The organism is Bradyrhizobium jicamae (assembly GCF_018130215.1).
GTDB lineage: Bacteria > Pseudomonadota > Alphaproteobacteria > Rhizobiales > Xanthobacteraceae > Bradyrhizobium > Bradyrhizobium jicamae_A.
On record NZ_JAFCKQ010000027.1, the window covers coordinates 12,685 to 33,382 of the forward strand.

Annotated in this window: 21 protein-coding genes; 12 read left to right on the top strand and 9 right to left on the bottom strand. The window is 64.6% G+C overall.

All coding sequences use genetic code 11. From position 1 onward, the window contains the following. Window positions 1-822: an indole-3-glycerol phosphate synthase TrpC gene (gene trpC, locus JQ586_RS25150; protein WP_212397304.1), complete on the top strand. Its 822-nt coding sequence runs from the start codon at window positions 1-3 to the stop codon at window positions 820-822. Between the two features lie 4 nt (window positions 823-826). Next, window positions 827-1,342: a cyclic pyranopterin monophosphate synthase MoaC gene (moaC, locus tag JQ586_RS25155; RefSeq protein WP_212397305.1), complete on the top strand. Its 516-nt coding sequence runs from the start codon at window positions 827-829 to the stop codon at window positions 1,340-1,342. 16 nt (window positions 1,343-1,358) lie between these two features. On the opposite strand, the gene JQ586_RS25160 is transcribed toward moaC, so the two are convergent. After that, a complete protein-coding gene (locus JQ586_RS25160; RefSeq protein ID WP_212397306.1) occupies window positions 1,359-1,523 on the bottom strand; it encodes a Flp family type IVb pilin in 165 nt (54 codons plus the stop codon). 425 nt (window positions 1,524-1,948) lie between these two features. Here JQ586_RS25160 and JQ586_RS25165 point away from each other — a divergent pair, with 425 nt between their 5' ends. The 3 genes from JQ586_RS25165 (at window position 1,949) to mctP (ending at window position 6,721) form a co-directional block, all read left to right on the top strand. Then, a complete protein-coding gene (locus JQ586_RS25165; RefSeq protein ID WP_212397307.1) occupies window positions 1,949-4,684 on the top strand; it encodes an EAL domain-containing protein in 2,736 nt (911 codons plus the stop codon). A gap of 178 nt (window positions 4,685-4,862) precedes the next feature. Next, the gene (locus JQ586_RS25170) at window positions 4,863-5,069 is read left to right on the top strand and encodes a DUF3311 domain-containing protein (RefSeq protein WP_212397308.1); all 207 of its coding nucleotides are present in this window, start codon (window positions 4,863-4,865) and stop codon (window positions 5,067-5,069) included. Window positions 5,070-5,167: 98 nt separating this feature from the next. Beyond that, complete coding sequence (gene mctP, locus JQ586_RS25175) at window positions 5,168-6,721, top strand: monocarboxylate uptake permease MctP (RefSeq protein ID WP_312017017.1); 1,554 nt, start codon at window positions 5,168-5,170, stop codon at window positions 6,719-6,721. An 81-nt stretch (window positions 6,722-6,802) separates the two neighbouring features. On the opposite strand, the gene JQ586_RS25180 is transcribed toward mctP, so the two are convergent. From JQ586_RS25180 to JQ586_RS25190, 3 genes are all read right to left on the bottom strand, one after another. Further along, window positions 6,803-8,170, bottom strand: coding sequence for a S41 family peptidase (locus tag JQ586_RS25180; protein ID WP_212397309.1), 1,368 nt, complete (start codon window positions 8,168-8,170; stop codon window positions 6,803-6,805). Between the two features lie 227 nt (window positions 8,171-8,397). Next, window positions 8,398-9,570, bottom strand: a complete 1,173-nt coding sequence (locus JQ586_RS25185; protein ID WP_212397310.1) for an NADH:flavin oxidoreductase/NADH oxidase — start codon at window positions 9,568-9,570, stop codon at window positions 8,398-8,400. Window positions 9,571-9,743: 173 nt separating this feature from the next. Next, window positions 9,744-10,670: a DUF3280 domain-containing protein gene (locus tag JQ586_RS25190; RefSeq protein ID WP_212397311.1), complete on the bottom strand. Its 927-nt coding sequence runs from the start codon at window positions 10,668-10,670 to the stop codon at window positions 9,744-9,746. A 224-nt stretch (window positions 10,671-10,894) separates the two neighbouring features. Here JQ586_RS25190 and JQ586_RS25195 point away from each other — a divergent pair, with 224 nt between their 5' ends. Further along, the gene (locus JQ586_RS25195) at window positions 10,895-12,310 is read left to right on the top strand and encodes a sensor histidine kinase (protein WP_212397312.1); all 1,416 of its coding nucleotides are present in this window, start codon (window positions 10,895-10,897) and stop codon (window positions 12,308-12,310) included. 20 nt (window positions 12,311-12,330) lie between these two features. Further along, the gene (locus JQ586_RS25200; protein ID WP_249148119.1) at window positions 12,331-12,969 is read left to right on the top strand and encodes a response regulator transcription factor; all 639 of its coding nucleotides are present in this window, start codon (window positions 12,331-12,333) and stop codon (window positions 12,967-12,969) included. A gap of 45 nt (window positions 12,970-13,014) precedes the next feature. On the opposite strand, the gene JQ586_RS25205 is transcribed toward JQ586_RS25200, so the two are convergent. From JQ586_RS25205 to JQ586_RS40640, 3 genes are read right to left on the bottom strand one after another with little or no spacing between them, the layout of a single operon-like run. Continuing rightward, on the bottom strand, window positions 13,015-13,725 hold the full coding sequence (locus JQ586_RS25205; RefSeq protein WP_212397314.1) for a VOC family protein: 711 nt from the start codon (window positions 13,723-13,725) through the stop codon (window positions 13,015-13,017). A 33-nt stretch (window positions 13,726-13,758) separates the two neighbouring features. Next, the gene (locus JQ586_RS25210; protein WP_212397315.1) at window positions 13,759-14,160 is read right to left on the bottom strand and encodes a nuclear transport factor 2 family protein; all 402 of its coding nucleotides are present in this window, start codon (window positions 14,158-14,160) and stop codon (window positions 13,759-13,761) included. Between the two features lie 26 nt (window positions 14,161-14,186). Continuing rightward, a complete protein-coding gene (locus JQ586_RS40640; protein ID WP_249148093.1) occupies window positions 14,187-14,456 on the bottom strand; it encodes a hypothetical protein in 270 nt (89 codons plus the stop codon). Window positions 14,457-14,495: 39 nt separating this feature from the next. On the opposite strand from JQ586_RS40640, the gene JQ586_RS40645 reads away from it, so the two are divergent. Then, window positions 14,496-14,825 carry a LysR substrate-binding domain-containing protein gene (locus JQ586_RS40645; protein WP_312017018.1) on the top strand — a complete coding sequence of 110 codons (330 nt, stop codon included), beginning with the start codon at window positions 14,496-14,498 and terminating at the stop codon, window positions 14,823-14,825. A 12-nt stretch (window positions 14,826-14,837) separates the two neighbouring features. Here JQ586_RS40645 and JQ586_RS25220 read toward each other — a convergent pair whose 3' ends face one another. Then, window positions 14,838-15,998: a DUF2652 domain-containing protein gene (locus tag JQ586_RS25220; RefSeq protein ID WP_212397317.1), complete on the bottom strand. Its 1,161-nt coding sequence runs from the start codon at window positions 15,996-15,998 to the stop codon at window positions 14,838-14,840. A 270-nt stretch (window positions 15,999-16,268) separates the two neighbouring features. Between JQ586_RS25220 and JQ586_RS25225 the strand changes: the two genes are divergently transcribed. Further along, window positions 16,269-16,493 (top strand): DUF3551 domain-containing protein, encoded by a 225-nt coding sequence (locus JQ586_RS25225; protein WP_409411010.1) that lies wholly within the window; start codon window positions 16,269-16,271, stop codon window positions 16,491-16,493. 603 nt (window positions 16,494-17,096) lie between these two features. On the opposite strand, the gene JQ586_RS25230 is transcribed toward JQ586_RS25225, so the two are convergent. Further along, entirely contained in the window at window positions 17,097-17,393 is a 297-nt protein-coding gene (locus JQ586_RS25230; RefSeq protein ID WP_312017019.1) for a hypothetical protein, read from the bottom strand. A 160-nt stretch (window positions 17,394-17,553) separates the two neighbouring features. Between JQ586_RS25230 and JQ586_RS40650 the strand changes: the two genes are divergently transcribed. From JQ586_RS40650 to JQ586_RS25245, 3 genes are all read left to right on the top strand, one after another. Next, complete coding sequence (locus tag JQ586_RS40650) at window positions 17,554-18,354, top strand: DUF2147 domain-containing protein (protein ID WP_249148097.1); 801 nt, start codon at window positions 17,554-17,556, stop codon at window positions 18,352-18,354. Between the two features lie 146 nt (window positions 18,355-18,500). Then, entirely contained in the window at window positions 18,501-19,331 is an 831-nt protein-coding gene (locus JQ586_RS25240) for an oxidoreductase (protein ID WP_212397318.1), read from the top strand. A 70-nt stretch (window positions 19,332-19,401) separates the two neighbouring features. Continuing rightward, complete coding sequence (locus JQ586_RS25245) at window positions 19,402-20,418, top strand: AraC family transcriptional regulator (protein WP_212397319.1); 1,017 nt, start codon at window positions 19,402-19,404, stop codon at window positions 20,416-20,418. Window positions 20,419-20,698: the final 280 nt, after the last annotated feature.

Sequence of the window (20,698 nt, forward strand, 5' to 3'; positions counted from 1 at the left end):
ATGTCCGACATCCTGACCAGGATCGAGACCTACAAGCGCGAGGAGATCGCCGCCGCCAGGCGCGCCCGTCCGCTCGCCGAGATCGAGGCGCAGGCGAAGGCGGCATCAGCCCCGCGCGGCTTCGTCCGCGCCATCAGTGCCAAGCATGCAAGCGGCGACTACGCCCTGATCGCCGAGGTGAAGAAAGCCTCGCCGTCGAAGGGATTGATCCGTGCCGACTTCGATCCGCCCGTGCTCGCCAAGGCCTATGAGGCTGGCGGCGCGGCGTGCCTCTCGGTGCTGACGGACGCGCCGTCTTTCCAGGGCCATCTCGACTTCATGGTCGCAGCGCGCGCGGCGACGAGCCTGCCCGTGCTGCGCAAGGACTTCCTGTTCGACACCTATCAGGTGGTGGAAGCCCGCGCCCATGGCGCCGACTGTATCCTAATCATCATGGCCGCGCTCGACGATGCGACGGCAAAGGACCTCGAGGACGCAGCGATCGCGCATGGCATGGATGTGCTGATCGAGATCCACGACCGTGCCGAGCTCGATCGCGCGCTGAAGCTCCGCTCGCCGATGATCGGCGTCAACAACCGCAACCTGCGCACCTTCGAGACCACGCTGGCGACCAGCGAGATGCTGGCACCGCTGATCCCGCCTGACCGCCTGATGGTCGGCGAGAGCGGCATCTTCACGCCTGCGGATCTCGCCCGCCTCGAGCGCGTCGGGATGTCGACCTTCCTGGTCGGGGAAAGCCTGATGCGGCAGCCTGATGTCACCGCGGCGACCCGTACGCTGCTGGCTCGATCAGATGCGCCGCGCGCGACCGGCACGCGCTGACACGATGGCGCGGAAGAGCAAGTCCGGATCGTCGGCCCCCGGCGCCGCCCTCACCCACATCGACGCCCGGGGCGAGGCGCGCATGGTCGACGTGTCGGCCAAACCGGCGACCGAGCGGACCGCGGTCGCCGAAGGCCGCGTCCTGATGAGCAAGGCGACGCTCGCGCTGATCGAGTCCGGCCGGGCAAAGAAGGGCGACGTGCTGGCGACCGCGCGGATTGCCGGCATCATGGCGGCAAAGCGGACCTCCGAATTGATCCCGCTGTGCCATCCGCTCGCGCTCTCGAAGGTCACGATCGACATCACGACCGACGGCAAGCTGCCCGGATGCCTCGTCCGCGCCACCGTCAAGGTGACCGGGCCGACCGGCGTCGAGATGGAGGCGCTGACCGCTGTTTCGATCGCCTGCCTGACGATCTACGACATGATCAAGGCCGTCGAGCGCGGCGTGCGCATCGAGGGTATCCATCTGATCGAGAAGATCGGCGGCAAGTCCGGGCATTATCGCGCGAGGGAGTGATCGCGGCCCCAGCAGTTTACTTCAGCGACGTGCTGACGGTGGAGAAGTTTGTGGAGAGCTTGGTGCCGACGCCCTTCACCGCGGCGATGATGGCGATGGCGATCCCGGTTGCGATCAGTCCGTATTCGACAGCCGTGGCGCCGGTCTCGTCGACATAAAAATCTAGCAGCAGCTTCTTCATGTTGGTACTCGCCCTACTGAACCCTGTGCCGCGACACGCAAGCACCGTGCCGGGGATGACATTGAGCGCCGTCATAGGCTTAGATCGTAAATCGATGCTTGCATCGATGTCGGAGGCGGGCAAAGGATTCCGCGCGGCACGTTGGCACGGCAAAATCTGCCGTTCCGGGTCCGGAACTTTCTGTCTGAATTTCAAACAGCGCGAGCGGTCGCACGACCGTCGTCGGCCGCGATCTCCATCGCTTGTTCGATCGCAACGCAAGCGGGCCGGCGATCGCGCGCTGCGGCATCCTTTCGCAGATTAGGGCAACCGTTCGTTAACCAACCTTGCTAACGGCGGCTCCATTTCGTTTCGGTACGACTTTCGCGGGCCGGAGGTGCACAAAACCTACCTCCGGGTGAAACGCCTGGAAGTGGTCGTCTCCGATGAGTTCAAGCGGCAATGCCTCGTTCAACGCGACCTCGGTCCTGCGCAGCGGACCGATCCGCTGGCTGATCGTCGGCGGGGCGGCCCTGATGGTCGCGATCGCGATCGGGGCGACGCTGATGGCCGGCAATTTCCGCGAGCGCGCCCTGCAGAACAGCGAGCGCGAGCTCGAGAACACCGTGCTGCTGCTGGCGCGGCATTTCGACCAGCAGCTCGAGGATATCGAGGTCGTCCAGAAAGACCTGATCGCGTTCATGCAGAACAGCGGCATCGCGACGCCGGATGAGTACAGACGCCGGATGTCGGGTGCGGACATCCACGCCATGCTCAAGTCCAAGATGGACGCGCTGTCCTATGTCGGGGTCCTCAACCTGTTCGACGCCGACGGCGCGCTGATCAACAGCTCGGGCCCGTGGCCACTGCCGGCCGCCTCCATCACCGACCGCAACTATTTCCGCCTGTTCAAGGCGAGCCCCTATTCGCACGACTTGCTGGTCGAACCTGTGGTCAGTCACGTCACGGGACGCTGGACCGTCGTCCTCGCGCGCAAGGTCAGCGGCCCGAACGGCGAATTCCTCGGCGTGATCGTCCGCGGCATCGGGCCCTCCAATTTCGAGAAGTTCTTCGCCACCGTCGCGCTTGGCGAGGGTGCTGCGATCGCGATGCATCACCGCGACGGCACCCTGCTCGCACGCTATCCCCATGTCGATGAGATGATCGGGAAGAACTTTCGCATCGGCCCGGCGATCCAGCAGCAGGTGTTCGAATTGCCGCAGACCACGTCGCGGCTGACCAGCCCGATCGACGGCAAGGACCGCGTGGTGTCGTCGCGGGCGCTGGCGAAATTCCCCATCGTCATCGTGGCGGCGACGACCACGGAGGCCGCGCTCGCCAACTGGCGCGAGCAGATCAGCATCCTGATCGCGGTGACCGGCGCCTCGGTGCTGGCGATCGCGATCCTGCTCTATCTCGTGGTGCGGAAGCTGCTGCAGCAACACCGCGCCCAGCAGCAGCGCCTGACGCTGGAGAAGCTCAGGCTCGACACCGCCGTCAACAACATGACCCAGGGCCTGCTGCTGTTCGATTCGGCGCGACGGCTGGTGATCTGCAACAAGCGCTATATCGAGATGTACGGGTTGTCGGCCGACGTCATCAAGCCCGGCTGCAGCTTCCACGACGTCATCGCCCATCGCCGGCAGACCGGGTCGTTCAACGGCGACGTCGAGCGCTATGTCGACCTCGTGCTGCGCGACGTCGGCGTGCGCAACATTATGGTTATCGCCACCCCCGACGGGCGCTCGATCCAGGTCGTCAATGAGCCGCTGGCCGACGGCGGCTGGGTGGCGACCCATGAGGACATCACCGAGCGGCGCCGTGCCGAGGAGCGCATCACCCACCTCGCCCATTACGATGCGCTGACCGACCTGCCGAACCGCACCCTGTTCCATGAGGAGATCCGGCGCGAGCTGCCGCATGTCGCACCCGACAGCCAGCTCGCGGTGCTCTACATCGACATCGACGAGTTCAAGGGCGTCAACGACTCGCTCGGCCACATGGTCGGCGACGAGCTGCTCAAGTCGGTCGCCAGGAGCCTGGGCGGCGTGATCGGCAACGGCGACTTCGTCGCCCGCCTCGGCGGCGACGAGTTCGCGATCGTGCAGACCGACGTGAAGAGCACGGACGAGGTCACCGAGCTGGTCGCGCGGATCTACGAGGCGATCCGCCCGCCCTATCAGTGCCTCGGCCACCAGGTCACCACCGACGCCAGCATCGGCATCGCGCTGGCGCCGAAGGACGGCACCGATTTCGACCAGATTCTCAAGAACGCCGACCTTGCGATGTATGCGGCGAAGTCGGCCGGCCGCCGCACCTCGCGCTTCTTCGAGCCGTCGATGGACGCCGAGGCCCGCGCCCGGCGCGAGCTCGAAGTGGAACTGCGGCAAACCATCGCCGCGGGCAGCGGGCTCGAAGTCTACTACCAGCCCTGCCTCGACCTTCAGACCAACCAGATCAACGGCTGCGAGGCGCTGGTGCGCTGGCGCCATCCGGAACGCGGCATGATCTCGCCCGCCGATTTCGTGCCGATCGCCGAGGAGAGCGGCCTGATCAACCAGCTCGGCGAATGGGTGCTGGCGACCGCCTGCAAGGAGGCCGTGAACTGGCCGAGCCATGTCAGGCTCGCCGTCAACGTCTCGCCGGTGCAGTTCAGGAGCGGCACGCTGGCCCTCAAGGTGATCGCGGCACTGGCGGGCTCCGGGCTGCCCGCTGGCCGGCTCGAGCTTGAGATCACCGAAGCGGTGTTGATCCGCGACGACGAGGCGGCGCTTGCCGTGCTGCACCAGCTGCGCGCCATCGGCGTGCGGATCGCGCTCGACGATTTCGGCACCGGCTATTCATCGCTCAGCTATCTGAAGCGTTTCCCGTTCGACAAGATCAAGATCGACCGCTGCTTCATCACCGATATCGCCGATCCGCAGGGCTCCGCGGGCATCGTCGAGGCGGTCGTCAACATCGCCGCCGAGCGCCGCATGACGACGACGGCGGAAGGCGTCGAGACCGCCCAGCAGCAGCAAATGCTGCGCGAGCTCGGCTGCTCGGAGATGCAGGGTTACCTGTTCAGCCCGCCGAAGCCCGCCGCCGAGGTCAGGCAATTGCTGGCGGCGCACAGCGAAAGCCCGCCCGCCACCGGCCGCAGCCGCGTGCGCCGGCGCAGGCCTGTCGTCGGGGCGGCGTGACCGCCGAGGAACCAGCGACGGCGTAGGACGTTGAACGGAACAGCGCCGGTCCATTGAAGCTGCGCCCGCGCAGCCGTGGCGACCAGTCATCCAGCGTCAGCAGCCGTCGCGCGCCATGGGGCGAGGATCGATCCCCGCGGGCCTGCGGAGGTCGGCAACAGGCATGTTGGGTGAGCCCATGAACCCGCAAGACCGTACACGCACAGGATGGAGCTGGTGGTACCTGCTCTTCCTGATTCAATTTGTCGCCGTGCTCTGGCCGCCGTTCTTCAACAAGGCTGAACCTTCGTGGATCGGCATGCCCTTCTTCTATTGGTACCAGCTTGCCTGGATCATCGTCGGGGCCATCCTGACCGCAATCGTCTATTTTGCGACCGACGACTAAAGCGCTTTCGTTCAATCAGAACCGAAATCGCTTCAGGTGCGGCAGGCAGCGTTGCGCAACAGGGAGATAACGAGGGAGGGCTATTCGGGAGGAACGTCGTGCAGAACGTCAACTGGACTGCCACCATCATTTTCCTGGCGCTGTTTGTCCTCATCACGTGGCTCGGTTTTGCAGCCGCACGGTGGCGCAGGGGTGACCTCGAGCTGTTGCACGAGTGGGGGCTTGGCGGACGACGCTTCGGCACCCTCGTCACCTGGTTCCTGATCGGGGGCGATCTCTATACGGCCTACACGTTCATTGCCGTTCCGGCGCTGGCCTTCGGCGCCGGCGCTGTTGCATTTTTCGCGGTCCCATACACCATCGTGGCCTATCCCATTCTCTTCCTGGCTTTTCCGCGGCTCTGGTACGTCTGCCACAAGCACAATTACATCACGGCCGCCGACTTCGTCCGTGGCCGTTTCGGCAACCGCTGGCTGGCGTTGGCCGTAGCCGTCACCGGCATCATCGCGACATTGCCGTATATAGCGCTGCAACTCGTCGGGCTGCAGGTCGTGATCGGAGGCCTGGGCATTTCGGGTGAGGGCTACACCGGCGACCTGCCACTTGTCATCGCCTTCATCATTCTCGCCGCCTTCACCTATTCGAGCGGGCTACGGGCTCCCGCCTCGATCGCGATCGTCAAGGATATCCTGATCTATGTGACGGCGTTCGCCACGGTTGTGGTCGTCCCGATCCAGCTCGGCGGGTTTGAAAAGATCTTCGCAGCCGTGCCGGCCTCGAAACTGCTGCTGGCGATTCCCGGCGACAACACGACCGGTGCATATGGGGCCTACGCGACGCTCGCGCTGGGGTCGGCGCTTGCACTGTTTCTCTATCCACACTCCATCACAGGCATCCTGGCCGCCAGCAACGGACGCGCCGTTCGTCAGAACGCCGCGCTGCTGCCGGGGTATTCGTTCATGCTCGGCCTGCTTGCCCTCGTCGGCTTCTTCGCCATCGCGGCCGGCGTCAGCGCAGATCCCGAATATGCCGCCGGCTTCAAGCAATTCGGCAACAATTTCGCGGTGCCGGCGCTGATCCTCCATAGCTTCCCGTCATGGTTTGTCGGGATCGCCTTTGCGGCCGTCGGGATCGGCGCGCTCGTACCAGCTGCGATCATGTCGATCGCCGCAGCCAACCTCTACACCCGCAACATTCACCGCGAGTTCATCAACAGCGAGCCTACGGACAGACACGAAGCGCAAATCGCAAAATGGGTGTCCCTGATCGTCAAGTTCGGCGCGCTGGTCTTCATCGTCTTCATCCCGTCGAAATATGCGATCTACCTGCAGCTTCTCGGCGGCATCTGGATCATCCAGACCCTGCCTTCGGTGATGCTTGGCGTCTACACCCGCTGGTTCAACGACTGGGCGCTGCTGGTCGGCTGGGCCGCCGGAATCGTCGCCGGGACCGCCATGTTCGTCGCCGCGCACCTGACCCCGACTTATGCGCTTGCGGTGGGCAGCTTCACTTTCCCGGGCTATGCCGCGCTGTATGCGGTGGTCCTCAATCTCGTCCTGACAATCGTTCTCACGCCGCTGTTCAACCTCTCGAGCGGAGGCCATCTCGACGAAACCATCGCCGCCGAATATCGAGCCCCGCAGCCAACCTGACGTGCAAGCCTGCGGTGGTGGCCAAAAACGTCGATGGCCGGGTCAAGCCCGGCCATCACGTGAAGGAAACGTACTCCGTACCTAGTTCGGCACCGGATGCTTCGTTGCGGTCTTGGTGTCCGCGTTCTTGGCATCCACGTTCTTGGCGTCGGCGTTCACGGTGACGCCGCGGAGCTGGTTGTAGGCCGCGATCAGCGCCTTGTCGTTCTTCTCGTCCGGCGGCACGTAGGACTGAGAACCGCTCTGCTCGGCGCCTTCGGCCGAGAGATGACCGCGCATCGAGGCCTCGCCCTTGATCTCGGAGCGGGTCTTGAACTCGTCAGGCACGTCCTGCAGCACCTCGATGTCGGGCTTGATTCCGAGCGCCTGGATCGAGTGGCCGGACGGCGTGAAGTAGCGCGCCGTGGTCAGCGCCAGCGCGCCATTGCCGGCGCCGAGCGGGATGATGGTCTGCACCGAGCCCTTGCCGAACGAGCGGCTGCCGATCAGCGTGGCGCGCTTGTGGTCGTGCAGCGCGCCGGCAACGATCTCGGAGGCCGAGGCCGAGCCGCCGTTGATCAGCACGACGAGCGGCTTGCCCTTGGTCATGTCGCCGCCATGCGCGGTGAAGCGCTGGGTCTCCTCCGGATTGCGGCCGCGGGTCGAGACCACCTCGCCGCGCTGCATCAGCGTCGAGGTCACCGAGACCGCCTGGTCGAGCAGGCCGCCCGGATTGTTGCGGAGGTCAATCACATAGCCGGCGAGCTTGTCCTGCGGGATCTCCTTCTGGATATCGGTGATCGCCTTGCGCAGGCCCTCGGTGGTCTGCTCGTTGAACGAGGTGATGCGGATATAGCCGATGTCGCCGCCTTCGGCGTGGGACTTTACCGGGCGGACGCGGATGATCTCGCGATTGAGCGTCACCTCGATCGGCTTGTCGGCGTCCTTGCGGATGATCTTGAGCCGGATCGCGCTGTTGGGCGTGCCCTTCATCTTGTTGACGGCCTGGTCCAGCGTCATGCCCTGGATCGACTCGTCGTCGATGGTGGTGATCACGTCACCGGACATGATGCCGGCGCGCGAGGCCGGGGTGTCGTCGATCGGCGCCACCACCTTGATGAAGCCGTCCTCCATGGTGACCTCGATGCCGAGCCCGCCGAACTCGCCATGCGTGGTCTCCTGCATGTCCGCCCAGCCCTTCTCGTTCATGTAGCGGGAGTGCGGGTCGAGCGAGGAGATCATGCCGTTGATGGCACCCTCGACGAGCTTGGAGTCGTCGGGCTTCTCGACATAATCGGTGCGGACGCGCTCGAAGACCTCGCCGAACAGGTTGAGCTGCGAATAGGTGTTGTCGGAGCGTGCGGCGGCCTTGGCGACGCCGATCATGTGCGCACCCTGCGGCGAGGTCACGAGAAGGGTGAGACACGCCCCCGCAACCGTCCCGAGGAAAAAGCCAACGTTCTTGCGCATCATGCACATCCCTTTTTCGCTATGGCCGGCAATGTTTGGCAACACTGCCCCACCTCACCCCGACGGGGCACCACACAACGCATTTTTGGTCGGATCAAGGCCGTGGCGTTACCGGACCATTACGGCCCTCTCGCGCAACCTGCCCGTCACCCGAAAAGATCATGCCGGGACAAGGAGATGGGAGCAGGATACGATTTCGTCCAGTGGTGCCGGCGGCAGGTCATGACCTAGCCGCTTTTCCCGGCTTCCTCCAGCCCGGACTGCCACGTCGACGGCCGGGTCCCGAATCCCCGCTTCGCCCTGGTGCCCAGCCAATAGCCAAACTGCGGCGGAACATTCCGGAACGGTCCTTCCACCCCGAGCTTGAGCGCGGCGTCCATCGGCCAGTTCGGGTTATTGAGGATTTCCCGGCCGACCGCGATCAAATCCGCTTGTTTGTCGCACAGGATCTGCTCGGCCTGGTCGCCATGGATGATCAGGCCGACCGCCATGGTGAAGATATCGGCGTGCCGCCTGACATAGTCCGACAGCGGCACCTGGTAGCTGTATCTGATCTCCTTGCCGAGGATCGGCGCCATCTCGGTGATCCCGCCCGACGAGCAGTCGATCACGTCGACGCCCTTGGCCTTGAGGATGGCCGCAAGCCGCGCGCTCTGCTCCGGGCCCCAGCCGGCATTGTCCTCGACCGACAGGCGCACGAACAACGGCTTGTGCTCGGGCCAGTGGCTGCGCACCGCCTCGGTGACCTCGATCAGGAACCGCATCCGGTTTGCCTCGGAACCGCCATAGGCGTCGTTGCGCCGGTTGGAACGCTCCGAGAGGAACTCGTGCACGAGATAGCCGTGCGCCCCGTGCAGTTCGAGCACGTCGAAACCGGCCTCGTTGGCCCGCCGCGCCGCCTGCCCCCAGGACTCGACGAGGTCCTTCACCTCGCCGGTCTCGAGGGCCCGCGGCACCGGCCAGCGCTCGCTGTGGGCGACCGCGCTCGGTGCGACCGGCGTCCAGGCGTCCCAATCCTCGATCTCGGCCGTGCGCTCCAGCGGACGGTCGCCCTCCCACGGCCGCGTCGCGCGCGCCTTGCGGCCGGAATGGCCGAGCTGGATTCCCGCCACCGCATTCTGCTGCCTGATGAAGCCGGCGAGACGGCTCAGCGGCGCGACGAAGCTGTCGTCCCAGATGCCGAGATCGCCGACCGTGCCGCAGCCGCGCCGCTCGACCTTGGTCGATTCGACGATCACGAGGCCGGCGCCGCCGGCGGCGAACTTGCCTGCGTTCATCAGGTGCCAGTCGGTCGGAAAGCCCTTCACCGCCGAATATTGGTGCATCGGCGGCACCACGATGCGGTTCTTCAGCGTGACGCCGCGAATCGTCATCGGCGAAAACAGCAGCGTTCCGGACATGGCTTCCTCGCGATCGGTGCCGGTGCCCGGCGTCGGCCGGGTCGATCTTGTATTGGCGCCGACGATATACGCACCAGGCCGGTGCCGGTAGAGCCCGCAACACCGGCCAGCATGTCCAATTTGCAGCTCGCCGGCGGCGACAGCCGTGCCGCGACGCACCGATCCGGGCAGAGCTACTTGTGCGCCCCGTTGTCGAGCAGGCGATCGCCGACCAGACGCACAGCGCCGCGGGTCCAGGAATAATCGGCGCCCATGCGCAGTCCGCTGTCGCCGCGCGACACGACCGCGCCGCTACGGGCATCGCGAAGCTGGAAAGCGACCGTGTATTCGGTACGGCTGACCCGCCTCACCACGCCGACCAGCGATTGATCGGCGCCGAGCTTTTGCGCAATAGCCGCGTCGCAGCCGCCGCAATCGCGCAGCGCCTGGTGTTTGATGACATCGCCGTCCGCGCTGCCGGGGTCGATCAGATGATAGCGGCCTGACTGCGCCAGGAGTTCGCGGACGCCCTTGGTGACGTTGGCGAGATCGGTCGCATCCGCCGGTGTCGGCCCGGATGCCTGCGCAGCAGCGGACGTATCGTCAAGTTCGAACTCGAACACCGCGAGGGCGATCTGTGCCGCCGCATCCGTTTTCGCAAGCGGCTGCGCCTCGGCAAGTGCGGCGAGAACGTCCCGGGATACAAAGATCCGCGCACGATCCCATGCCTGGTCACTGTCGCCGCGGAACGAATAGCGCCGTTCGAACACGAGCCGGTTCGCAACCGTGTCGACAAGGGCAACCTTGACCCACCCGATCAGGGTGCTCATCTTCTGCACCCCGCCGACGATCCTGATCCGGGCTTCGCCCGGCGCCACGAGACGGTAACGCGGCTCCGCCGCGACATCCGCCCTCAACCCCTGCATGAACTGCTCCAGGCGCTTCTCGTGGACGGCGGCCTGATCGGTGACCTCGCCTGACGTGTCGAGATAGTTGAAGTCGTCGATGCTGACGCCCAGCGCAGGCGTGGTCGCAGGGCTGGCGTCGGCGCGGACGGGACCAGGCCCGGCCGAAACGCCGAGCAGCGCGAGGGCAAGAAGAACGAGGCGGGATTGGCGCATGGGTTCGAGCCTTGGGATTGTTCGAGTGTCGGGCAAGCGACCGCAGGCTAGTTGCGCAGGCGCGCCCGCCGCACCGGAGCGCCTCCCGCTCAGCGCCGGGAAAATTTCACGAGCGTGGCCCCGGACCGAGCCCGGCGCTTCTCGGCGCCGCGGTTCTGCCGTTAAATGCCCGTGACGGCGCCACCCGCGATGGGCGCCGGTTTCGAGCCGACGAGGATCCGCCGATGTGGAATTGGTCCAACAGCGACTTGAAGGTCCGGCTCACGCTGCGCGTGGCCGCGGTGTCGACGCTCTGCCTTGCCGCCATCTCCTGCTATTTCCTGATCGATTCCGAGCACACCGTGCGCGCCAGGGTCGAGGCCATCGCGGGCGTCACCGCCCGGACGCTGGAGTTGCAGCAAAGCAAGATCCAGTGGGTGAACAATCCGCGCTCGGATTTTCCCGACCTCGACGCCGTCGCAGCGTCGGTCATGACCTCGGGACTGTGTCTTGCCTTCCGGACCAGCGAGGGCGATGTCCGCCAGCGCATCTGCAGCGGCGCGCAATCCGACACGGCCGCGCCGCCGATCGCGTTTGCGGCGCTCTATCGCCGCCTGTTCGATCCCGGCCGCGAGGCGGTGCACCCTGTGACCGTCAGCGGCAATGCGATCGGCGAAGCCGTGGTCTGGATCGATCCCGCCGTCCTCACGGCCGGGGCATGGCACGATGCCGGCCGGCTGATGGCCGCCTTTGCCATCGCGCTGCCGCTGCTCTGCGCGTTGGTCTATGCAGCGCTCGCGCGCGCGCTGCGCCCGACACGGCTGATTTGCGACGGCCTTGAGCGGATCGCCGCCAACGACCTCACTGCCCGCCTGCCGCCGTTCGACCTTGCCGAGCTGTCGGCGATCCGCGACGTCTTCAATCATCTTGCCGAGAGCCTCGCCACCGCGCTCGCCGACCGCAACGAGCTGACGCAAAAACTGATCTCGCTGCAGGACGAGGAGCGCCGGCACCTGGCGCGCGAGCTTCACGACGAGTTCGGGCAGTCGCTTGCCGCGATCCGCGCGCTCGCCGCGTCGGCACGCCAGACCGCGGCGCAGGATTGCCCGCCTCTGCTCGCCGAATGCGACGGCATCGCCCGAACCGCCGCCGGCATGATGGAGACCCTGCGCGGTGCGCTGTTCAGGTTGCGGCCGCCCGATGTCGACGAGCTCGGTCTTGCGGCGAGCCTGGAAGGTCTGGTCGCCGGCTGGAACGTGCGCAGCCGGGGACGGCCGCGCTTCGAGATCGCCATCTCCGGAACCTTCGAGCGCCTCGCCTCCTCGATCAGCGCCAATCTCTACCGCATTGTGCAGGAGGCACTCACCAACGCGGCCAAGCACGCCGGAGCGACAAGGGTGGCGCTGCGGCTCGAGATGCGCGAGTCAGATCCGCAACTCAGCACGCCCTGCGAGATCGCGCTTGCGATCGATGACGATGGCCGCCCCGGCGATCCGCCGGTCAAGTCAGGCATGGGCCTGCTCGGCATGCGCGAACGGGTCGCAGCCCTGGGCGGGCGGCTGAGCTTCGAGGCCGGACACGGCAAGGGCTCGTCGTTGCGGGTCCTTGTTCCCGTCGCCATCAGCCAGCCCGTCGGCGCCGCCGCGGAGTACGCGGCGTGATCGCCTCGGCGCGAACCATCATGCTCGTCGACGACCACGCCGTGGTTCGAGAGGGCTATCGGTCGATGCTGCAGAAGCAGCCGGGGCTGTGCGTCGTCGCCGAGGCGTCCGACGGCGCGGAAGCCTACCGCCTGTACAAGGAAACCGGCCCCGATCTCGTCATCATGGATCTGTCGATGCCCGGCATCGGCGGCATCGAGGCCATCAGGCGCATCCGGCAGTGGGACAAGCGCGCCAAGGTCCTGGTGTTCACCATGCACCAGAACGCGGCCTTTGCCGTGCAGGCGATCCGCGCCGGCGCAAGCGGCTACGTCACCAAGACCAGCCCGCCCGAGGCGCTCGTGCATGCGGTGATGGACGCGCTCTCGGGCAAGATCGCCATCAGTCCGGACATCGACCACGAGCTCGCGCTCAGTCACCTCGCCGGCGAAACCGCGGCCGCCGACCTCCTGACCGCGCGGGAGTTCGAAGTGCTCCGCATGCTGCTTGCAGAACGGACCACCGACGAAATCGCCAGTGCGCTGCACATCAGCCCAAAAACCGTCGCGAACCTGCATTCCCTCATCAAGGACAAGCTCGGCGTCGGTTCGGATATCGAGCTGGTCCGCCTCGCGCTCCGACAGGGTATCCTGACGCAAATCGATCTGAGCGAGCCGTGAGCGCGCGGCTGCGGAAGCAGACTGGCCTGCACGGGGCCGCTTCCTTTATCGATGCGACGCCGGCTCGTCGCCGGACAGGCTGCCGACGATCGATGCCCGGCGGGACAGCTCGATCCAGTTGCCGTCAGGATCGAGGATCATCGAGATGCGCGCGACGTCGCCGAGCGTCACCGGCGCGAGGCCTTCGCGCACGCCTTTGCTGCGCATCTCGCCATGCACCGCGTCGATATCGGCGACCTGGAAGGTGATGTAGCGCCAGCCGTGCGCCTGCCGCTCCGGATCCACGGTCGCGGCACGATCCTCCCTGAGCAGGATCAGGCTGTCTCCCAGGCGAAAGGCCGGACCGTCAGACCATGATTGTTCGGCAAAGCCGAGGATGTCGCCATAGAACCGGCGGTGCGCAGCGAGGTCCCGAACGCCCATCGCGACGGCGATCTGGGTGATGCCGTCGTGTCCCGGCGCCACCAGGCTGACGCGATTGCCGTCGGGATCGACAAGGGATCGCGGCTCCGCAACGCCTTCCCTCGCAATGATCAGCTCGCGATAACCGCTCGGCGCCGCATCCGCCAGCGGCTCGACATGATGGTTGAGCTTGATGACCGAGCCCAGCGCATCGTGCCGGTACTGCTTCTGGCCGCGGCGGACCGGCAGCACGTGGTCGAAGCGGAGCCCGGCCTCCTGCTGCCAGAACCGCAGCATGGGCTCGAGGTTGTTGGTGGACAGGCCAATATCGATGACAGGCTTTGCGAGTTGCATGTTCGGCACTCCGGTCGAGATGAGCTCTCGAGCTTAGGCCGGAAAGCTGTCGCCGAACATCGGAAGGCCGCTGACGGACTCGGCTCTGGTCGCCTCGTCCTGCAGAACGTCCCAGTGCTCGGCGAACTTGCCGTTTTCGAAGCGCAGGATGTCGGCAGCGATCCAGGCCGCAGGACGGCCGTGGCCGGAAAACCGTCCATGCGTGATCACATAATCGCCCTCGGCGAGGATCAGATGATTTTCGTAGCGCAGCGTGGCCGGAAGCGCCCGAACCAGATTGAACAGGCCGTCACGGCCCGGCGGAATATGGGCGCTGTGCTGGATGTATCTCTCGGACCAGAACCGCAAGGCCGCGTCATAGTCGCGCTTGTTGAACAGCGTGTCGAAGGCCTCGAGCACGAGCCGCCTGTTCTCTTCGGGTGTTGTGGTGGGCATGTCGCGCTCCGTCGAGGTCCGCAGGCCTATTTCCGAACCAGCGGGATCTGCAGATTGGTCGGACGGTTCTGCTCGGTGTCGAAACCGCGGCCGTCGACATTGCGGGCGCCCCAGAACAGCAGGTCGCCCCTGAGATAGACCAGGTCGTATTCCATGAAGTTGGTGCCTTCCTTGAGGCCGAAGGGAAGGAAGCTCTTGCCAAAGATGCTCTGCTGCGCGTTCACCGCCCAGGGCGCGTATCCGGCCGCAGCGACCTTGTTGAGCAAATCGGCAAACCCTTGCGCGAGCGGCGTCATCGGCTGGCATCGCAGGCGGCGGTCGCGCCGCAGGACGTCGTGAACGAGACCTTCTATCTGCCGTCCAAATCCGCGCCCGCGGTGCGTCGCCTCGTCCTGGAGTATCTCGGACAGACCGGTGTCGATCTGAAGCCGGAACAGGAGGTGCACAACGTCGTCCACGCGATCTCGATGATCACGTCGACCCGTGGCGTCATGCTGCTGCCGGCCTACACCAGCCGCTATCTGCCTGCCTCGATCACCACCCGTCCGGTCAAGGGCGGCGCCCCGACGCTCGACCTCGTCATCGCCTATCACAAGGCGAACAAGTCCCCGATCCTGAAGCTGCTGCTGTCGAGGATCGGCAAGCTCGGCGGTGGGGCAACCTAGCGCCCGTCGAGCTCAGCTTCGCGCGTCAGATTTCACGGGCTCGGCGAGGAAGCGTCCGGTCGACAGCTTCAGCGGCGGCTCCTCCATTGCCTCCGAGCCGGCTTGATTGCCCTCCACCATGGACCGCAGGCGAACGATCGCCTGCGTCATGCGTTCGGCGAATTTTCCCGCGGCGCCGTCGACGAACGCCCTGTCCTTCGGCTTGGGCTTGGCGATCCGCAGTTCCAGATGCGTCGTTCCGTTGGGGCCATCCAGCAGGGCGCGGGTCATCACGATCTTCGGCGCGCCCGGAATCGGAAGCGTGATGCCAACCGTATAGTAATCGACCGGGCGCCAATCGAGCGTCTCCTCGATGTTGGTATGATCACCATGCGCGCAGTGATTCTTGGTGCCGGCACCGCGTCGCCCCTTGCCCGACTCTTCGACGATGTCGTCGGCGTCCCACCACCTCCGCCATTGCCCGGGCACGGAGAGATACTCCCACACCGTCTGCTGCGGTGCCGCGATGTCGAACTCCAGTATGGCGTAGGCGTCCTCGCGCGTCACCTCCATCCGGATCTGCTCGTCTTCCCGCTGCCACGCCGGTTCGAGATCGCGCAGCCACAGCGTCACATCGCCGATCACGTCGATGGTTTCGTGATGCGCGATGAAGCCCTGCGCCACCGGGTCGACGCCCATGGCGCGTATCGCCGCATCGCTGTAGAGGGCATAGGCGCGCCCGCCGATCTTCTCGCTGACCGTGTTCTTGAGCAGCCGGTGGACGAGAATGACGTCGCGCCCGGCAAGTTCTTCTCTCCCGCCCATCTTCTGCTTCACCATCTCGCCGTGATGGACGACGAACTTGAAATCGAGGTCGCCCATCGCGACGCAGGCCCGGCACTCGCAGGTCGAGGCCTGCTGCACGTTGCGCAGGCGCCGGCGGAATTTGAAATAGGCGCCCTCGATCGCGTCCTGCAGCAGCGAGCCGTCGACCTTCTCGGCGGTCGTGTAGACGAACGCGGCGTCGCCCTCGAACTTGGCGAGGCGAAATGGCGGGCGCAACCCCTTCACCACAGTGTCCATGAAATCAGCGATGATGTCCTGCGCGTGGTCGAGTTCGACCGCCGCGAGAAAGTTGGTGTAGCCGGAAATGTCGGCAATGGCGAAATATGCGGATTCAGCTTTCGGAAGCATCACGACCTCCCGTGCAATCGGTTTCGTCTTACCGTGCACAGTCTGTCATACCGCGGCGTCCGAGGTCGAGAGCCGAAGAAGCGGCCTGTCTCCGACCTTGAATTGCAGGTCTGCGGCACCGGCAACCTCGGCGGCGCATTGGCAGCGCCGTTCACAGGCGCACGTCCCGTGTCGACGGTGCGGTCCCTGCTCTGCTAGAATGTCGGCGTGGGACCGGCGCTGCCTTCAAAAGGAGACCTGACGTTGAGATTGTTTGGACTTCTGACAATTGTGCTGGCTGCGTTTCTGGTGACGAGGCCCGCATCGGCGCAAATGTCTGATCCGCGCTACCCGGTCTGCATGCGCACTTACGGTGTCCAGGTCGGCGATCGAATGGACTGCGTCTTCATGTCGCTGGATCAATGCCAGGCCTCCGCCCTGGGGCTTCCGGCGACCTGCCTGCTCAACCCCTATTTCGCTCCGCGATCGGTGCGCCCGCACAGGGTTGAACGATGATGGTTGGCACCGGCGGGCGGGCGGCCTCACCCGGGGCATCTTCCCGCGCCCAGCGTGTGTCCGGAACTCCAGAACTTCTTCGTTGTGTCCACTTGTGGACCTACAGCTGCCGGCCGGGGGCGTAGCATCACACTGTCACCGCCCGGTCCGAGGCATCTATCGGTGATGAGAACGCCGGTTGCGCTCCCGCCCCTCCAACCGCAGGGAGTAGCGTCATGTGGCGAATCTTCGAGCAGAGAGAGTCTCCGGAACAGCGCCTGAGCAGGGAGGCGCGCGATCTTCGTGGCCGGGCAAAGCAGATGCCGCATGGCGTGGCACGCGATGCCATCCTCCGACGCGCCCGGCAAGCCGAGACGAATTCGCAAAGGGATCAATGGCTGAAATCGTCCGGCCTGCGTTCGCCGAACTGATCGCTGCGCGACGGCTTGATGCGCTCGCATCCCTCAAAAAAAGGCCTCGGCTCCGGGGGGGACGATAGGAAGCCAAGGCCAAGGTTTGAACCACGTCAAACGTGGTATCAGTCAATGACGAGATGCCAAACCTGTTCCTAATGTCCGTTGCTGGCGTCGCGGATTTTTCAGGCGAGCGGCGCCGGCAGGGTTTTCACGAAGCCAGGATGAGCGGCTCGTATCGCAGGCGGTAGGCATCGATCGCAGAATTGGATAACAGAAGCCTGCGCTTCTCACCGCTGCGCATCATCTCGTCGATCTTGCCCAGCAAGAAGTAGGCCGCCGAATGCGGATCACCGATATCGCCGGACTGCTGCAGGACCGTCCACGCAATCTCGAACGATTGCGCACGTAGCTCACTGTCGGTCATGTGGATGAACGGTCCGGTACGCCAACCGTTCCTATCCTGCAGACCCATTCGTCCCCTGAAAACCGAGGCGCTTTTCGCCATGACGTCCACCGCAGCGCCTCGCTACAATGCCCGCATGACCAGCGATGCGATCAACGTTGTGATGGATCCCCATATCGAGAACAAGGTGACTCCGAGAGACACGGCGTCGAGCACCTCTCCGGTCGTATACCTGTGAGGCTTTTGATCGAGAGGCACGGTCATGGCGCCGTCGTACGACTACGCGGCAAAATGCGCCGCGGCGGCAAACACGATCGCCCATGCAGCGACCAGCATCGACAACGCGACTGCGACGGCCTGGGTCAATTTCGCTCTGGTCAACCGGGGTCTCATGCAGGACCAACAAGCACGCGGCGATGAGGTTCCCCTTCACCGAGATGCGGAGAATGGCGTGCTCGGCAAGTCCTCTGGCGCCTCGTGTCACGGCCCGGCGCCTTTCGGACAAGTAAGGTCATCCCGTGGGCGTTCCGCGGACAGGCCGGGATCGCCTGAGCATCGGATCTCCATCGACAACGGAAGGATCTTCAAAATGTCGGCATCCAGATTTTCACGGCGCGCTGCAGCGCTCCTCTTCGCCCTCACCGCCTTGCCCCCGTTCCTGATGGCCGCTGCCGGTGCAGAGCCGTCGCCGGCCGACGCACTGGTCGGGGTTTGGGAAGCCGACGACGGCACGGTCAAGCTCGACATGTACAAGGCGGGATCGGAATTCCAGGCGCGAATGCTCTACGGCAACGAAATCGTGGAGTCGGACAATGTCACCTTCAAGAAAGATACCAGGAACCCCGATCCAACGCTGCGTTCGCGCTCGTTGAAAAATATCGTCTTCGTCACGGGCCTGCGCTGGACCGACGGGGAATGGAGCGGTGGCTCGATTTATGACGGCTCGTCCGGCCGTACCTACAATTGCAGGGCAATCATCCAGGACAGGAAGATGCATCTTCGAGGATATCTCGGCCTTCCGGCGATGGGTCAAACCCGGATACTCCACCGCGTTCGTGGCTGACGGCCTGCCGCAGCCCCGCGCATCGTCTCGTATGATGAATCCGGCTTGTCTTGGCGATTGGCGCGTTCTGCAAGTCTATTGGCGGATTTCGACGGTGTGTTGGTTTCCCTACAGCGCTAGGCAGATCGGACACTTGAGAGGTTGAGATGAGCGATAAACGGAAAAAGACGGCGCTTGTAACCGGAGCATCATCCGGTATGGGCAAGGAAATAGCAAAGCGGCTGATCAAGGACGGCTTTCAGGTCTTCGTCGCAGCCAGGCATGTCGACAAGATGGACGACCTCGTCAAGCTTGGCGCAAGGTCCATGCGGATGGACATTTCAAATGAAGGCGAGATCAAAGCCACGGTTGACACCATTCTCGGTGAAGTCGACGGCGTTGACGTGCTCGTCAATAACGCGGGCTTTGGCCTGTACGGGCCCGTTGAGGACGTCAGTATCGACGAAGCGCGGTACCAGTTCGAGGTAAATCTGTTCGGTGCTGCCCGGCTGACCCAGCTCCTGCTGCCGAAAATGAGGGAAAAGCGCGCGGGTACCATCATCAACATCACTTCCATGGGCGGCAAAATCTACACCCTGCTCGGGGCCTGGTACCACGCGACCAAGCATGCGCTCGAAGGCTGGTCCGACTGCCTCCGGCTCGAACTCGCACCGTTCGGCATCAAGGTCGTGATCGTAGAGCCCGGCCTGATCGAAACCGGATTTGGCGACGTGGTCGCGAGCGGCCTGCTCAAGCGATCGGGCACCGGTCCTTATGCAAAGCTGACCCAGGCGGTCGCGAAGTCGACCCGGGACGCCTATGGTCAGGGCCGCGGCACCAGCCCCGGCGTGATTGCGGCCGTCGTATCCAAGGCCGTAAGGCAGGCCAGGCCGCGGACGCGCTATGTGGCGGGCAAATATGCCCAGCCCATGATCAAGATGCGCGAATGGCTCGGCGATCGCATGTTCGATCGCGTGATCATGAGTCAGATGCGATAGGATCGAGCATGCACACTGAACATCACCGGCGACGCGACGATCTTGCCGCGGGCTCGAACCGGCGGCAGCGATGACCGGAGCGGCAGCAGACAGATGCAGGGTCCCCAAGGCCTTTTGGCAGACCGTCGAACTCATCGGGGTCGCGCCGGCCGCCCTGCTGCGCCAGGCAAGGCTGCCCGCGACACTGCACCTGAACGAACAAGGCCACGTCACCACGGCTCAGTTCTTTGCCCTCTGGAAGGCGCTAGAGGACCTGAAGCCTGAGCCAGGCCTCGGTTTGCAGCTTGTCGAGCGGACCGACACGGCGGTACATCCGCCATCGAGCCTGGCTGCCTTTTACGCCAGAGATTATCGCGACGGATTGCGGCGCATTGCGCGTTTCAAGCGCATATGCTCCCCGGAGCAGTTGCAAGTGACGGAGGGCGACGGCGAATGCGCAATCACGGTCGAATGGCCCTACGCCAGCGTTCCCGAACCGGCAATTTCGACCGACGTGACGTTCGCCTCGCTGGTCGAGCTCGGACGTCGGGGCACGGGACATCGCTTAGCACCGCAACGTGTAGAGTTCGCCCGCAAGCGTCCGAAATCCGACGTCTATCAAAAGTATTTCGAATGCTCCCTCCGCTATGGAACGGCGCGCAACGCGCTCATCCTGAAATCGGCCGATCTGGATCGTCCGTTTCCCGGGCACAATCAGGAACTGCTCGACATTCTTACCCCCGCATTGGCGGCTGCGCTTGGCGAGTTGCAGGCGCGCAGCTCGATCAAGGACCAGGTGAAGGTCGTGCTCAAGCGAAGTCTTGCAAGCGGACGGCCGGAATTGTCAGACGTGGCGCGTGATCTTGGTCTCAGCGATCGCACGCTTCAGCGCCGCATCACGGAAGAGGGAACAAGCTTTCGCGAGCTTCTCCTTGAGGCACGGCAGGAGCTAGGACGGCAACTTCTATCGGACCCATCGGCCGAGATCGACGAAGTCGCGTGCCTGCTTGGTTATCAGGACGCGAGTTCGTTCTATCGCGCTTTCCGATACTGGGAAGGCGTGACGCCCGGCCGCTGGCGAGAGCTGCAAAGCAGCAAGCTCCATTAGAGCTATTTCCGTTCCCACGTGATCGGAACCTGCATACGAGCTTCCCGCTTTGGCGCATTTCCTCACGCGAACCGGTATCCATCCTGATCGAGTCCGGAACAAGCTTCGCTCGCGAGCGCCCTTGCGGTCGTCGAAATGGATTGAGGATTTTGATCAGTTGCCCTGTCCGCGTTGATTGGTCGCGCGGCGCCCGGCCGACGACTTCCTTCATTTCACCAGCGTTCTCGGGCGCCCGGCCAGCCGGTTCTGCATCTTGTTTGGCACTTGCTGCAACTTCGCT

Excerpts from the sequence above, each read along its gene's own strand:
- JQ586_RS25200 (WP_249148119.1), top strand. The coding sequence starts at position 12,331 with ATGCTCGTCGACGACCACGCCGTGGTTCGAGAGGGCTATCGGTCGATG.
- JQ586_RS25220 (WP_212397317.1), bottom strand. The coding sequence starts at position 15,998 with ATGCTTCCGAAAGCTGAATCCGCATATTTCGCCATTGCCGACATTTCC.
- JQ586_RS40640 (WP_249148093.1), bottom strand. The coding sequence starts at position 14,456 with ATGACGCCGCTCGCGCAAGGGTTTGCCGATTTGCTCAACAAGGTCGCT.
- JQ586_RS25195 (WP_212397312.1), top strand. The coding sequence starts at position 10,895 with ATGTGGAATTGGTCCAACAGCGACTTGAAGGTCCGGCTCACGCTGCGC.
- moaC (WP_212397305.1), top strand. The coding sequence starts at position 827 with ATGGCGCGGAAGAGCAAGTCCGGATCGTCGGCCCCCGGCGCCGCCCTC.
- JQ586_RS25210 (WP_212397315.1), bottom strand. The coding sequence starts at position 14,160 with ATGCCCACCACAACACCCGAAGAGAACAGGCGGCTCGTGCTCGAGGCC.
- trpC (WP_212397304.1), top strand. The coding sequence starts at position 1 with ATGTCCGACATCCTGACCAGGATCGAGACCTACAAGCGCGAGGAGATC.
- JQ586_RS40650 (WP_249148097.1), top strand. The coding sequence starts at position 17,554 with ATGGCGCCGTCGTACGACTACGCGGCAAAATGCGCCGCGGCGGCAAAC.
- JQ586_RS25185 (WP_212397310.1), bottom strand. The coding sequence starts at position 9,570 with ATGTCCGGAACGCTGCTGTTTTCGCCGATGACGATTCGCGGCGTCACG.
- JQ586_RS25160 (WP_212397306.1), bottom strand. The coding sequence starts at position 1,523 with ATGAAGAAGCTGCTGCTAGATTTTTATGTCGACGAGACCGGCGCCACG.
- JQ586_RS25190 (WP_212397311.1), bottom strand. The coding sequence starts at position 10,670 with ATGCGCCAATCCCGCCTCGTTCTTCTTGCCCTCGCGCTGCTCGGCGTT.
- JQ586_RS25230 (WP_312017019.1), bottom strand. The coding sequence starts at position 17,393 with ATGGCGAAAAGCGCCTCGGTTTTCAGGGGACGAATGGGTCTGCAGGAT.
- JQ586_RS25180 (WP_212397309.1), bottom strand. The coding sequence starts at position 8,170 with ATGCGCAAGAACGTTGGCTTTTTCCTCGGGACGGTTGCGGGGGCGTGT.
- JQ586_RS25165 (WP_212397307.1), top strand. The coding sequence starts at position 1,949 with ATGAGTTCAAGCGGCAATGCCTCGTTCAACGCGACCTCGGTCCTGCGC.
- JQ586_RS25240 (WP_212397318.1), top strand. The coding sequence starts at position 18,501 with ATGAGCGATAAACGGAAAAAGACGGCGCTTGTAACCGGAGCATCATCC.
- JQ586_RS25245 (WP_212397319.1), top strand. The coding sequence starts at position 19,402 with ATGACCGGAGCGGCAGCAGACAGATGCAGGGTCCCCAAGGCCTTTTGG.
- JQ586_RS25205 (WP_212397314.1), bottom strand. The coding sequence starts at position 13,725 with ATGCAACTCGCAAAGCCTGTCATCGATATTGGCCTGTCCACCAACAAC.
- JQ586_RS25170 (WP_212397308.1), top strand. The coding sequence starts at position 4,863 with ATGAACCCGCAAGACCGTACACGCACAGGATGGAGCTGGTGGTACCTG.